11 protein-coding genes are annotated in these 12128 nt (G+C 63.1%); 3 read left to right on the top strand and 8 right to left on the bottom strand.

Annotation, left to right across the window (positions count from 1 at the left end; genetic code table 11):
• Positions 1–219: 219 nt before the first annotated feature.
• Positions 220–1077 (bottom strand): (Fe-S)-binding protein, encoded by an 858-nt coding sequence (locus ACYQ2W_RS10310; RefSeq protein WP_459866086.1) that lies wholly within the window; start codon positions 1075–1077, stop codon positions 220–222.
• Positions 1078–1354: 277 nt separating this feature from the next.
• Here ACYQ2W_RS10310 and ACYQ2W_RS10315 point away from each other — a divergent pair, with 277 nt between their 5' ends.
• Positions 1355–2326, top strand: coding sequence for a LysR family transcriptional regulator (locus tag ACYQ2W_RS10315; protein WP_459866013.1), 972 nt, complete (start codon positions 1355–1357; stop codon positions 2324–2326).
• 1572 nt (positions 2327–3898) lie between these two features.
• On the opposite strand, the gene ACYQ2W_RS10320 is transcribed toward ACYQ2W_RS10315, so the two are convergent.
• The 3 genes from ACYQ2W_RS10320 to ACYQ2W_RS10330 form a co-directional block, all read right to left on the bottom strand.
• Entirely contained in the window at positions 3899–6058 is a 2160-nt protein-coding gene (locus tag ACYQ2W_RS10320; RefSeq protein WP_459866016.1) for a glycoside hydrolase family protein, read from the bottom strand.
• A 204-nt stretch (positions 6059–6262) separates the two neighbouring features.
• Positions 6263–6988 (bottom strand): hypothetical protein, encoded by a 726-nt coding sequence (locus ACYQ2W_RS10325; RefSeq protein ID WP_459866019.1) that lies wholly within the window; start codon positions 6986–6988, stop codon positions 6263–6265.
• A gap of 14 nt (positions 6989–7002) precedes the next feature.
• Positions 7003–7557 carry a cyclin-dependent kinase inhibitor 3 family protein gene (locus ACYQ2W_RS10330; protein ID WP_459866022.1) on the bottom strand — a complete coding sequence of 185 codons (555 nt, stop codon included), beginning with the start codon at positions 7555–7557 and terminating at the stop codon, positions 7003–7005.
• A 58-nt stretch (positions 7558–7615) separates the two neighbouring features.
• On the opposite strand from ACYQ2W_RS10330, the gene ACYQ2W_RS10335 reads away from it, so the two are divergent.
• Positions 7616–7834, top strand: coding sequence for a hypothetical protein (locus tag ACYQ2W_RS10335; RefSeq protein ID WP_459866025.1), 219 nt, complete (start codon positions 7616–7618; stop codon positions 7832–7834).
• Positions 7835–8118: 284 nt separating this feature from the next.
• Positions 8119–9585, top strand: coding sequence for a DUF2325 domain-containing protein (locus ACYQ2W_RS10340; RefSeq protein ID WP_459866028.1), 1467 nt, complete (start codon positions 8119–8121; stop codon positions 9583–9585).
• 734 nt (positions 9586–10319) lie between these two features.
• On the opposite strand, the gene bfr (ACYQ2W_RS10345) is transcribed toward ACYQ2W_RS10340, so the two are convergent.
• From bfr (ACYQ2W_RS10345) to ACYQ2W_RS10360, 4 genes are all read right to left on the bottom strand, one after another.
• Complete coding sequence (gene bfr / locus ACYQ2W_RS10345) at positions 10320–10790, bottom strand: bacterioferritin (protein WP_459866031.1); 471 nt, start codon at positions 10788–10790, stop codon at positions 10320–10322.
• Between the two features lie 2 nt (positions 10791–10792).
• On the bottom strand, positions 10793–11269 hold the full coding sequence (gene bfr / locus ACYQ2W_RS10350; protein ID WP_459866034.1) for a bacterioferritin: 477 nt from the start codon (positions 11267–11269) through the stop codon (positions 10793–10795).
• A gap of 287 nt (positions 11270–11556) precedes the next feature.
• On the bottom strand, positions 11557–11829 hold the full coding sequence (locus tag ACYQ2W_RS10355; protein WP_459866037.1) for a FeoA domain-containing protein: 273 nt from the start codon (positions 11827–11829) through the stop codon (positions 11557–11559).
• Between the two features lie 4 nt (positions 11830–11833).
• On the bottom strand, positions 11834–12034 hold the full coding sequence (locus ACYQ2W_RS10360; RefSeq protein WP_459866040.1) for a (2Fe-2S)-binding protein: 201 nt from the start codon (positions 12032–12034) through the stop codon (positions 11834–11836).
• Positions 12035–12128: the final 94 nt, after the last annotated feature.

The following is a 12128-nucleotide window of genomic DNA, read 5'->3' on the forward strand; positions in this document are numbered from 1 at the left end:
CGTGCGTCGGCTTCGAGGCGCCGCAATGGATCAATGGGTTCCGTTCACTCGCGGCGAACCGCGGTCCGATTTCGTAGGTCGTCGCTACCGCGGCGACGGGAACGGGGGCAGCGGGATGTCGGCTGCTGCGTCCTTTCCGAATGCGACGAACCGTTCGGTGAGGTTCGGCGCGTGATTTTTGGTTGGTGCCTCCGTTTGCGTCGCCCCGGTAGGGGCGACCTACACCGCCCTCGGCAGGGGTTCGAGGCGGCGTAACGGTTCCTTGCGCAGCACCTTCTTGGCGTCGGCCCCCTTCAGCGGCCGGCCGTCCTGGTCGAACCAGACGATCGCCCCGGTCGGGCAGCGCTCGATCGCCACCGGCGAGGCGAGCCCGTTTTGCTCGTAGTCGATCTCCGCCAGGTCGTCGCGCAGAGTGATCAAGCCGGCCGGGGAGTCGGCCACGCAGCGCCCGCAGGCGGTGCAGGCCACGTCGCAGTGGGAGGTCACCTCGTCCTGGTCGTCGTGGTTGCGGCAGGCCACCCACAGGCGGTGGGAGACCGGCTGCAAAGAAAAGAGGTCCCGCGGGCAGGCGTCGACGCAGTCGCCGCAGGCGGTGCAGCGCGCCGCGTCCACCTGCGGCAGGCTGAAGCGATCCATGCGGATCGCCTTGAAGTCGCAGGAGACCTCGCAGTCGGCCAGCCCCAGGCAGCCCCACACGCACCCCTTGTCGCCGCCGGAGACCAGCGCCGCGGCGCGGCACGACTTCAGTCCCTGGTAACGGGCACGGGTGGCGGCGACGTGGCTGCCGCCGGCGCAGGCGAGGCGCGCCACGCGCTTCTCCTGACGGCCGGGATCGACGCCGAGGAAGGTGGCGATGGCCAGCGTCATCTCATCGGAGTTGACGGTACACTGGGAGGGGGCCGCCTGGCCCTGGACCAGCGCCTCGGCGAAGGGACGGCAGCCGGCGACGCCGCAGGCACCGCAGTTGGCGTGGGGCAGGCGCTCCTCCACCTCGTCGATGCGCGGATCCTCGTAGACGTAGAGGAGGCGGTTGGCCACCACCAGCAGCAGGGCCAGGAGCACACCGAGCCCCGCCATGAAGGCGCCTGCGATGGAGAGGGTCTGTAACGAATCCACGTTGGCCAATCCCGATACTGTCTACAATGGGTTCAAGGATTTCCGACAAAAAGAGTCGGATAGCCCTGCTGTTCGTAAGGGTTGGTGGAGTGTCGAAAATGTTACAGGATTGATCCAGTAAATTATTTCAATCGGAAGAATTGAAAATTATCATAGCCAATCGGTTGTATTGATTTTTTCAATTTTCAATGCTGTTTATTGCTAGGGCCAATGATTGCCAGTCAGGAGAGACCGGGGGATGAATGAGACGACCCAACTCTATTACAAGAAGAACCGGCTGAAGCAGCTGCGTGCCTTCTGCCATGCGGCGCGGGCGGGGAGCATCACGCTCGCCGCCGAGAGCCTGTTTCTCAGCCAGCCGTCGGTCTCTTTGCAGATCCAGGCACTGGAGCGGGAGATGGGGATCACGCTGTTCGAGCGGCGCGGGCCGCAGATCAAGCTGACCCCGGAGGGGGAGGTGCTCTACCAGCTCTCCGATCCGCTGGTGGAGGGGATGGACAAGCTGCACGAGACCTTCGCCGCCCAGTGCGGACGGCTGGAGTCGGGGGAGATCAACGTCGCCGCGGGGGAGTCGACGATCCTCTACATCCTGCCGGAGTTCATGAAGCGCTACGCCGATACCTACCCGCACATCCGCTTGAAACTCCATAACGTTACCGGCCGCGACGGCATGTCGATGCTGCGCGCCGACGACGCGGACTTCGCGGTGGGCTCGATGATCGACGTCCCCGATGACGTCATCTACCGGCCGATCTTCACCTACGGCCCGAAGCTGATCGTCCCGCTCGACCACCCGCTGGCGAAGAAGCGCGCGGTGAGCCTGGAGGACGTCAGCCCCCACGGCCTGATCCTGCCGCCGCACCATCTATCGACCTGGCGCATCGTCGACCTGGTGTTCCGCCAGCACGGCCTCGGCTATCGGGTGGCCCTGGAGGCGGGGGGCTGGGAGGTGATCAAGAAGTATGTGGAGCTGGGCCTCGGCATCTCGATCGTCACCGACGTCTGCCTCACCGGCGAGGAGCAGCTGAAGGCGATCCCGCTCGACGACTACTTCCCGGCACGCAGTTACGGCATCGTCATCCGCAAGGGGAAGTTCCTTTCCCCCCAGGCGAAGCGGTTCATTGAGATCATGGATCCGCACTTTTTCGAGGAGTTGGAGAAGGAAGAAGAGGAGGGCGGCAAGAAAAGCGTCAAGAAGCGGAAAAAGTAGCGTTCCTCCGCTGGCTCGCGGCGAGCCACGCGGAAGGTGTCATCAGATCTGCGGAAGGGCGCCCCTTGGGTGCCAACCTCCTCTCCGTGAAGGAAACCGTCTTCTCGATCCCGCGATAGGGCTCCTCATAGCCCGCTTTACTTACCAACCTCCATAGCTCGTGGGATGGGCAAAGGAGCGATAGCTGCGTGCCCATCCGACGACAGTAGAAAACTTTTTCGTGGCGGCGCTGTTAGATGGGCGCGCAACGCTTTTCCGCATCCCACGGTCGTAGGAAAATTTCTTCTCCAATTATCGCACGAGTCAACTATTCATTCTCTGGCGTTGCAGATAGATAGCACGAAGTGTCTCGCATAATGTCGCTCGAATAAATGTCAGTATATCCCAGCAACCTCGTAACTGGCCGCTTTTTCTATTATGTGTGTTGATGGATAATACAATCCGTGTTGCGAATGGCTGGCTGTTAAGGTTTCATTCATTGTCTACCTTTCAGTTTTCTAAAAAATATTGACGATTCCGGTGTTGTTTAACGATAATCCGGTGCGCGTAATGGGGTTGAATGATTTGATAATATATTCTCAAGGAGAAAGAAATGAACCTAAGGATTGTTATGTTTTTGCTTGCGGTTGCTTTCGTGCCTAACGGGTTCGCTGATGATGTGCATTGGGATACGCCATATCAGATTACGTGCGAGTGCACCGGTGCCGGGGGGGCAGGGACTGCATCCGCTCGACTTTCGGGCTCGACAAGCGCCAACCGGCAGCATGATTGTAAAACCACTCCCGGATTCGATGGCCGAACTCCAGATTCGTGTGAAAAAGATGGGAAGTTGGGGTATTGGAACTTCACGAATCGAGGGGATCTCTGTCAGCCAGGGTACGAAGTGCAAGAGTGTTATAAGACTTGCAACAGCGAATTGCATGATTGCAGCATTCCTTGCGTGGCGGAGGGGGACGAAGGCGATGCTTGTTTTGATGAGTGCAACAAAGAACACGATAAATGCATTCTTGGTTGCCAAGGCAACTCGAATACCACTTACCCCGGTTGCTCATGACCGATAGATGCTGGGGTCCGAAGCAGGGGTCGGAGTCGGGCCTATTGCTTGGTCTTAATGAAAAATGCGTGTTTAGATAGTAGGAAGTCCTTGGTCAGAGAAGCGCTGATTCGATAGACGTCATTTGGAATATACTCCAAAATCTGTTGATCAGCGCTTCCCTGCTGAACTATGAGGTCGGGTTTTCCCTGTTGCGTAATGCTGGCTTCCAGACTATTCGATCCAGGATGTTGTGCCGGCTGATGGGAGGAGGGCCATGGGAGGAGGGTCAGGTCTTTCCTTTTGCCAAGAAAAAAACACGCTTGGAGAGGGGTGATTTTCTGTTTCGGGAAGCGCTGGCTCAATATGCGTCATCTGGGATGCACTCATAGACCTATTGATTCTATTCGACACAGAATTGTCTGAATCGATCGGATCAGCGCTTCCCTAAAAGCCTATGCGGCGTTCAAGAAGCAGTGTGCCGGATAGGTTGGATCGACCTATCTGCGCGTACGGTCATCGTTTCCTGCGTGGCCCGCTCATACGCTTTCCAACGACGCATAAGGATTGGCCGCATGATTCTCCTGCCCTAGGATCGCCAGTCCGGTCCATGCCGACGAGGCGACGTGCAGATAGTTGAAGTATTTCCACCCCAGGCCAGGACCGGTGTCCGCCGCCTCGGCCGGGGTGGCGACCACGCCGTAGCCGATGCTGTTGGGCGCCTCGGTGATCTGCCGGGTCAGGCTGTCGATGTACGCTTGGGCGGTGGTCTCGAATGCGGCGTCGACTCCACGGGCGAACCATAGCGCCATCGCCGCGCCGGCGGTCGCCTCGTTCTGGATCTCCGCCCCGTCGCGGGCGAACTTGGTGCCGACGAATCCGCCGCTCTCCGCCTGCATCGCGTCGATCATGTAGTGCAGGCTGCGCGCCTCGGTGGCCGGGTCGATCCGCGCCAGGCTCACCCAGCTCTGGCAGTCGGTGGGTGCCACGCCGGCGTTGAGGTCCTGCTGCTCGCCGGTACCGGTGATGTAGTAGCGCTCGTCCACCAGGCACGCCTTGACCAGGGTGCGGGCGCTCTCGCGGGCGGTCTCCCACACCGCCTTACCGGTGAGCTGGTGGAGGTTGTCGAAGAACGCAACGCAGTCGACGTTGTGCTCCACCGAACGCCAGTGGTACTTCCCGCCCCAGTGGTCCTCGCCGCCGGTGAAGCCGCGCCAGGGGTCCTCCTTGGTGCAGTGGTCGAGGATCCACTGGCCGATGGTCTCGGCGGCGTTGAGGTAGCGGTGGGTGCGGGTCCGGTGGTAGAGGCGGGTCAGCGCGATGCCCGCCCACGACAGGTTGCCGACGTCGCGCCGCCCGCCGTCGGGGACGTAGATCGAGGTGGCGAAGTTTTGCGCGGGGTCGAGCAGCCGGTTGGCCATGGTGGTGGCGACGATCCGGCCGCCCCCCTTGGGGTCGTGGTTGAGCGCCTGGACGATGCCATCGCCGAGGTCGCGGGCCCGCGCGACGTCGCCGCGCACCAGGAAGTAGATGCAGGCCATGGCGGTGTCGTAGGTGTCGGCGCGGTAGTAGACCAGGTGGTGGTCGCCGCCGAAACCGGCGGCGGGTGGCCGGTAGGTCTGGGCGTAGCGCGGGCCGCTCACCGTGAACTGGTCCATCTGCTGTTCCAGGAACAGGTCGATGCGCTCCAGCGCCTCGGCGCTGTGGTGCGCGCTACGGCTGGGGACGACCGGGAACACCCGCTGGTCGGGCAGGCGCGGCAGTTCGCCCTTCTTCTCGCGCTCCACCCCCGGCCAGTCGACCAGCTGCATGAACGATTGGGTCACCTTGAGCAGTGCCCGGTTCCAGGTCTCGGTCCACTCCTGCTGGACTTTCTGGTCGTACTCGCGGAGCAGCCGGTAGGCCTCCTCTTTCGCCGCGCCGTATTCGATCAATCCACCGCCCTTGGGGATGGGCGGCGTGCGCGTCATGACCGCCACCGATCCCTCGCCGGCGTGGTAGTGGTTGCCGGCGTACTTGTCGTAGGCGGTGAACACCACCTCTTTCTTCTCGATCTCCAGCACCCGGGTGTCGACGCCGACGTCGCGCTCGTGGAGCACGCCCTTGCCCTCGGCGATCATCGAACGGCGGAAGGCCATCGAGCGCTGGAACATGCCGCCGGCGGTGTCGGAGTAGAGGATCGCCATGTTGTTGAGTGACGACTGGTGCTTGTAGGCGTCCGGTTCGAGGTCCTTCAACTGCATGATGGCGGCGATGTGGGCGGCGGAGATCACCTGCAGCAGCTTGGCGGCCGGCAGCAGGTAGAGACCCGGGATGGTGTTGATGTCCGCCACCAAGCTGTTGGCCTCATTGGTCAGCAGCAGCAGGTGCAGCTTCCGCTCCGGCAGGTTGCTGATGTAGGCCAGCTGGCGAAACAGGTTGCCGAAGTTGCGCAGCCGGTTGAGCAGGTTGCCGGCGGCCATCTCCCCCACAACCCGTTGCACCTCGTCCTCCACCTGGGTGGAGACCATGGCGGCGACCTTCTTCTCCAGTTTCTTCCACAGCGCCTCGGTCTTGTCGACGTCGCTCTTGGGGAAAAAGATGCTGTCGATGACGTAGTTGACCACCTTGTCGCCACCGCCGGGGATCTGCTTGGTGGCCATGTGGATGACCTCCTGCAGGAAGGTCTCGGCGTTGAAATTGTCGAAGTCGATATTCATGGGGCTGCATCCGTGTTGTGGGGATTGTTGGTTGTTATGCGCCTCGCATGAAACCATCGCTCCGCCCGCTGGACAACATGGGAATCACCCTAACACATGGGTAATGTGACACCACTCAGCGAAACCTTTACGGGGAGCATCGCCGGGTTGGTTATGAGGATGTAAAAACGGGGTCGTGTCGCAGTAGTCGATACGTTTTTTTTGTTATGTGGGAGCGCTTCGCTTCCGCGGTATCACGGCAAATCCGCGTTCCATCAACCGCCCAGCCATATCCGCTTTGCGGGCGATCATCTTCTCCGCCAGTTTGTGACTGCCTCCGCAATCGATGATCGCCTGGCGAATCCGCTGGTCGGGAATCCGTACCACCACCAGGATGGCCTGCTCGATCTCCGCGGAACTCATGTCGGCGAAGAGCCGGAGGGCGTGGGGATTTGCGTCGTCGCCGCGCAGTTTGTCGAGTTCGTCCACGTGGCTGCCGAACGCCTTGCCTTTGGGGTCCCCGTGGGCGCGAAACGCCAGCGCCCCGCCCACATCGAGGGTCATCACCCTTCCGTGGGCGACCCCCTGGTTGTCGCCGTCGAAGCCGGCGGCGTCCCAGTTGGCGGTCCAGGCGTGTACGCCGAACCACCGTTGGGCCTGTCGGCGCTCCTCTTCGCTGAGGCGCGCGACGCAGCGCTTGTCGAGGTCGATCCATTCGGTCGCGATCTGCTCCGGCGCCGTTGTCGCGACATAGGGCAGGGTGGGCGCTCCCGCCAGTTGGTAGAGCTTGGCCGCGATGGCCTCGTTGCGGGCGTGGGCGACCGACTCCAGCGTCTTGACGTAGTAGCGCCGTCCGCTGTCGTCCTCGAAGATGCCGGCGGGGTTGGTGCCGAGCTGTCCACCCACCCGCGTCATGGTGGCGGTATCGATCATCGGCGTGCCGACGCCCATCACTGTGCTCCGCGTCAGGGGGCAGGCGTGGTTCGGCGCACCAGCGCCAACTGGGAAGGGGTCTCGATGGCGCCCTTGCGTGCCCGGCGCACGGCGCGGATCGCCTCGTTGGGTTCCATGCCGAGCTCCGCCAGCAGTCGCGCCGCGATCATGCCCGCACGGCCCAGCCCGCCTTTGCAGTGGACGACCACGTCCTCCCCGTTGCGCAGCATGTCGCGGATTTCCTGGCCGCGGGTGACCCACTGCGCCTCGAACTCGTCGCTCGGCGCGGAGTAGTCGGGGATGGGCAGGTGGCGCCAGGCGATGCCGCGGTTCTGAACTTCCTGTCCCAGCTGCGGCACTTTGAGGGCGGTGAGCTCGACGGGTTCCACCAGGGTGAGCACCAGTTTGGCACCCCACGCGGCGATGGCGTCCAGATCGGTTCCGAGGTCGCGTTCCCAGGCTCCGGTGTGGGCGAAATGGTCGTGCTTGCCGGGGCAGAAGGTGATCCCGATCCGTCCGTGCGACGGGCTGGCGCGGACCTCGGCGATCTCCAGGGGGTGGGTATGGCTCGTTCGCACCGCTGCCATCTTGGCGTCCTGATGTCTCATGGAGTGTCGGCGCGCGAGTCTAACATGAACCACTTGGTTGAATGATTCTCCTCCGGTGCCACCGTTCGGCGGGCATTCATTCGTCGGCGGCGCCTCGGCGCTGCTGTCGGCCGGGTGCCAAGCCGATTCGGGCGAGCCGTTGCGGGTGGGGGCGAATACCTGGCTCGGCTACGAACCGCTCTACTTGGCCCGCGAGGAGGGGCTGCTCGACCCGCGCAGGCGCGGCTGGTGGAGATGGTCACCGCGGCGGATGTGATGCACGCCTTTCGCGGTGGGAACGACCCTGCAAACCCTCTCCACCATTTTTCTATTGTCATAATAAATGAGAATCATTATCATCTACGCCATGCGGTAAGCGCCCTTTCTCAACCACCCCAACCAGGAGTCCTGTCATGGCCTGTGATACCCCGAAAGAGAAGCCGATCTCGTTCACCGTTCCTCGTCCGGCCCAACCTTCCGAATCTGCCGAGCCGACCGAACGTACGGGCGGTTGCAGCAACGGTTGCGCCAATTGCCCTTGCCGCAACGGGAAGAAGCGTCATGCAGTGGCTGGTTGAGTTCCAGCCGGAGGGGCCGCAGGCGGGCCTGCGGCTCTACGATCACCCCGGCGGCCGGCTGCTCGGCGAGGTGGGCGGCGCGGAGCTGGCGAATCTTGGCTTCGCCAACGGCCCGCCCGATGCGGAGCGCACCCTGACCCTGGCGGCGACGCTGCTCGGCGACAAGGGGGAGGAGGGGGCGGTGGCGACGGCATCCCTGCCGGCCCCCGCCAACGGCCGGCGGCGCAAACTGTGGGAGCTGCCGCCGGCCTTCCACTGCACCCTCATCGGTACCTGCCTGGGCGCCAGCGAACTGCGCAAGCTGGCGCCGAGGGTGGGGGTGCGCGATGCCCCCGCCCTCACCGACTACGAGCTCCACGGCCTGTTCGTCCGTGGCGCCCGCGCGCGCGGCGCGATCTCCCACCGTCTGCACAAACTGCTGGAGCGCAAATACGCCGCCTCCCTGCGCCGCTTCGCCCGCGCCCGCGACGAGGCGGCCCTGGAGGCGCTGTGGGCGGAGGCGTGGGAGCAGGGGACGTTTGCCGGCCCGCTATGGGCGGTGATGAGCCATGGTGCCGCCGGTGAGGCGCTGCTGTGGCGGGTCTATGGCGAGATCCACATGCTCTCCCATCAGGTGGGTGCCGCCAATCGCGCGGACCTGCGTCGTCTCGCTCGCGCCGAACAGGGCCTGGAGGAGGCGCGTCTGCAGGTCGAGGCGCTGCGCCGGCGTGTCGCAGAGGCGGAGCAGGGGCTGCGCGGGGCCTCCCGCTCCCGGGTGGAGTTGAACGCCCTGCGCGAGCGGACCCTGGTGGCCGAGCGGCGGGTCGATGCGCTGCTCGGTGGCCGCGAATGGATCGAGCTGGAGCGCGCCCGGCAGGAGGCGGAGCGACGCCGCGCCGCCGAGGCGGACCGCGCCGCCCGCCTGGAAGTGGCGTTGGGTTGTCGGGAGGAGGAGCTGATGCGCCTGCGCGACCGCACGGGAGAGCTGGAACACGAGCTCATGGAGCGGGGTGCCGGGATGGCCGCCCTGGAGCGCCAGCTCGACCGGCTGTTCGACGACACGTCGGACTGCCCCGACGGCTGTCCGGCAGAGGCGGTCTGTCGGGGAGGGTTGGCCGGCCGCCGGGTCCTCTGCGTCGGTGGACGCGCGCGGCTGACCCCCCACTACCGCGCCCTGGTGGAGGGGCAGAACGGCCGGTTTCTCCACCACGACGGCGGCTTGGAGGAGAGCGCCGGCCGTCTCCAGGGGCTGCTGGCCAGCGCCGACGTGGTGATCTGCCCCGCCGACTGCGTCAGTCACGACGCCTACTACCGGGTGAAGGGGTTCTGCAAGCGGACCGGCAAGCCCTGCCTGATGCTCGACGGCTCCGGCATCTCCTCCTTTGCCCGGGCGTTGGACGGGCTGGCGACGCTGGATGGTGGAGGCGCGGGGGAGGGCGGGGGCGTGGTGCCGGTTCCCCGGACTAATTGACGGCGGTTATCGTTCGCACGGCGCGGAATCGTCTCGGCCGTTTGCTATCGCCGAACCGGGCAGTGGACGAGTTCCTGGCGAAAACGAATATTAGTTATGGCGTTCTCTGACGTTCGGGAGCCCTATTCCCGTCAACATCTCAATGGGGTTGATGTGGTCGTGTTCCCGAATGTATTCAGCGACCTTTTTTGCGAGTGGTACCGTATCTTCCCAGATGGTGTATGTTCTGCTGGATATGAATGACGTGGCAACTATGGATACACCGTGCCCAAAGCGCATTTCAAACTCGACGTGTCCTGAATCTGATTTTTTGAACCAGCATGTCAGTGTGGAATCGTCCGCTATAAACTGATCAAATGATAATGTTCGCGCGGAAGCCGTGGTTTGAATTAAGAGTGTGATGGCTAATGCAATTAGTGTTTTTTTCATGGCTGATTCTCTGAGTTATTGGAACTATATGATTTTTTAGTCTTTGGATGCTTTTTTTGAGATTTTTGATTGTTTGTGCGTTGTTCTGAATTTATCAAGTTTCTTTTTGGAAAGGTAGTCGAAGGAAAGCACCTTGTTAGTCGAGCGAGGGCGCTTCGTTGACGGGTTAGAGGGAAGTATCGGGGGGATGGCGCCTTCGTTCGCCACGGCGCGCGCGGCGCGCCCTATAGGGCGGCCTGTGGCCGCCGTGCCGAACGAAGGCACTGTGCCGATGGGGCGGCACGACCTGTCGAGGGGGTGGGAGGTCAGCCCATCTGTGACTGGAGATAGTTGGCCAATCCAACCTTGTCGATCAGCCCGAGCTGCTTCTCCAACCAGTAGGCGTGGTCCTCCTCGGTGTCCTCCAGCATCTGCACCAGCAGATCGCGGGTGACGTAATCGGCCACCGATTCGCAGTAGGCGATCACCTCCTTCAGGTGGGCCACCACGGCGATCTCCAGGGCGAGGTCGTTGTGCAGCATCGCGGGGACGTCGGCGCCGATGTGCAGCGGGTCGCGTCGGGCGAGGTCGGGGGTCCCTTCGAGGAACAGGATGCGCTGGATCAGCGCGTCGGCGTGGCCCTTCTCGTCCGCCATCTCATGGTCGATCCGCTGGTACAGCGCGTTGAGCCCCCAGTCCTGGTACATCCGCGAGTGGGCGAAGTACTGGTCGATGGCGGTCAGTTCGCCGCGCAGGAGGTCGTTGAGGCGGTCGATGACCTGGATATTGCCCTGCATGATCACTCCTCCCCTTCCATCGCGCTCTGCAGATAGTTCTCGATGCCCACCTTGTCGATCAGTCCCAGCTGGGTCTCCAGCCAGTCGATGTGCTCCTCCTCGTTCTCGAGGATCGACTCGAACAGCTCGCGGCTGACGAACTCCTTGATCGATTCGCAGTAGGCGATCGCCTCGCGCAGTAGCGGCACCGCCTCCATCTCCAGCCGCAGGTCCAGCTCCAGCATCTCCTTCGGCGTCTCACCGATCAGCAGCTTGCCGAGGTCCTGGAGGTTGGGCAGCCCTTCGAGGAAGAGGATGCGCTCGATCAGCCGGTCGGCGTGCTTCATCTCCTCGATCGACTCGTGGTAGGTCTTCTTGTTGAGCCGCTCCAGGCCCCAGTTCTGGTACATGCGTGCATGGAGGAAGTACTGGTTGATGGCGGTGAGTTCGTTGGTCAGTACCCGGTTGAGGTACTCGATGGTCTTGCTGTCCCCTTGCATAGCGGGCCTCCGGTTCTGGTTGGTTTTGGTTGGTTTTGGTTGGTGCTCTGTCAACCTGATCACTTGGGATGAAATCCGCCAATAACCGTAGGATGGGCAAAGCGTAACGTGCCCATAAAAACGGCGCTGCCGCAGCAAAATTCACTGCCTTCGTTCGATGGGCACGTCGCTACCGCTCCTTTGCCCATACTACGAGGACGACATCCCGATTTTTCAGATTGACGGACTAGGCGGACGACGGAGTGCTTTTCGGTTTGCCATCGTCCGCCGCGGGATCGGGTGACGGATCAGGTGGCCGGGTCGGGCGGCCCGGGCACCACCCAGATGCAGTGGGCGACGGCACGCGGCAGACGCAGCCGGGTGCCTCCGGCGGTGCGGCAGCAGAGGTCGCTGGGGTGGCGGGCGGTCACCGACAGCCGGCACCCCTCCAGCAGGCCGAGCCGCAGGATGCGCCGCAGCATCGCGCGGTTGCCGTAGACCGAGTGGACCTCCTGGGCGGCATCGCCGCTGATCTCGTCGAGGGGGCGGGGCAGTGGTGCGGAGCGGGTGGCGTCGTCCATCGCCTTATGCCGCCAGCGCGGCGTCGTCCGCGTTCCGCATTTCGGCCTTCGCCTCCTTCAGCACCCGCTTGGCGCTGCACGCGCAGCGCCCGCATTGTGAACAGACCCCCAGTTGGTCCTTCAGTTGATGCATCGATCGGGCGCCGCCGCGAACCGCCTCGCGAATCCGCCGGTCGGTCACCCCTTTGCACAGACAGACGTACATGGAACACCTCGCAACGTGTGTGCTGGGCCCCGGCGCGGCCGGGGAATTCGTATGGGATCAAGCCTAGCCCGTAATGATAATGATTGTCAATTTG

The sequence above is a fragment of the Endothiovibrio diazotrophicus genome (assembly GCF_054657215.1).

What these genes read in the sequence shown, in the direction of transcription:
- ACYQ2W_RS10315 (WP_459866013.1), top strand. Translation starts at nt 1,355, where the DNA reads ATGAATGAGACGACCCAACTCTATTACAAGAAGAACCGGCTGAAGCAG.
- ACYQ2W_RS10325 (WP_459866019.1), bottom strand. Translation starts at nt 6,988, where the DNA reads ATGGGCGTCGGCACGCCGATGATCGATACCGCCACCATGACGCGGGTG.
- bfr (WP_459866031.1), bottom strand. Translation starts at nt 10,790, where the DNA reads ATGCAGGGCAATATCCAGGTCATCGACCGCCTCAACGACCTCCTGCGC.
- ACYQ2W_RS10320 (WP_459866016.1), bottom strand. Translation starts at nt 6,058, where the DNA reads ATGAATATCGACTTCGACAATTTCAACGCCGAGACCTTCCTGCAGGAG.
- ACYQ2W_RS10360 (WP_459866040.1), bottom strand. Translation starts at nt 12,034, where the DNA reads ATGTACGTCTGTCTGTGCAAAGGGGTGACCGACCGGCGGATTCGCGAG.
- ACYQ2W_RS10330 (WP_459866022.1), bottom strand. Translation starts at nt 7,557, where the DNA reads ATGGCAGCGGTGCGAACGAGCCATACCCACCCCCTGGAGATCGCCGAG.
- ACYQ2W_RS10340 (WP_459866028.1), top strand. Translation starts at nt 8,119, where the DNA reads ATGCAGTGGCTGGTTGAGTTCCAGCCGGAGGGGCCGCAGGCGGGCCTG.
- ACYQ2W_RS10355 (WP_459866037.1), bottom strand. Translation starts at nt 11,829, where the DNA reads ATGGACGACGCCACCCGCTCCGCACCACTGCCCCGCCCCCTCGACGAG.
- bfr (WP_459866034.1), bottom strand. Translation starts at nt 11,269, where the DNA reads ATGCAAGGGGACAGCAAGACCATCGAGTACCTCAACCGGGTACTGACC.
- ACYQ2W_RS10310 (WP_459866086.1), bottom strand. Translation starts at nt 1,077, where the DNA reads ATGGCGGGGCTCGGTGTGCTCCTGGCCCTGCTGCTGGTGGTGGCCAAC.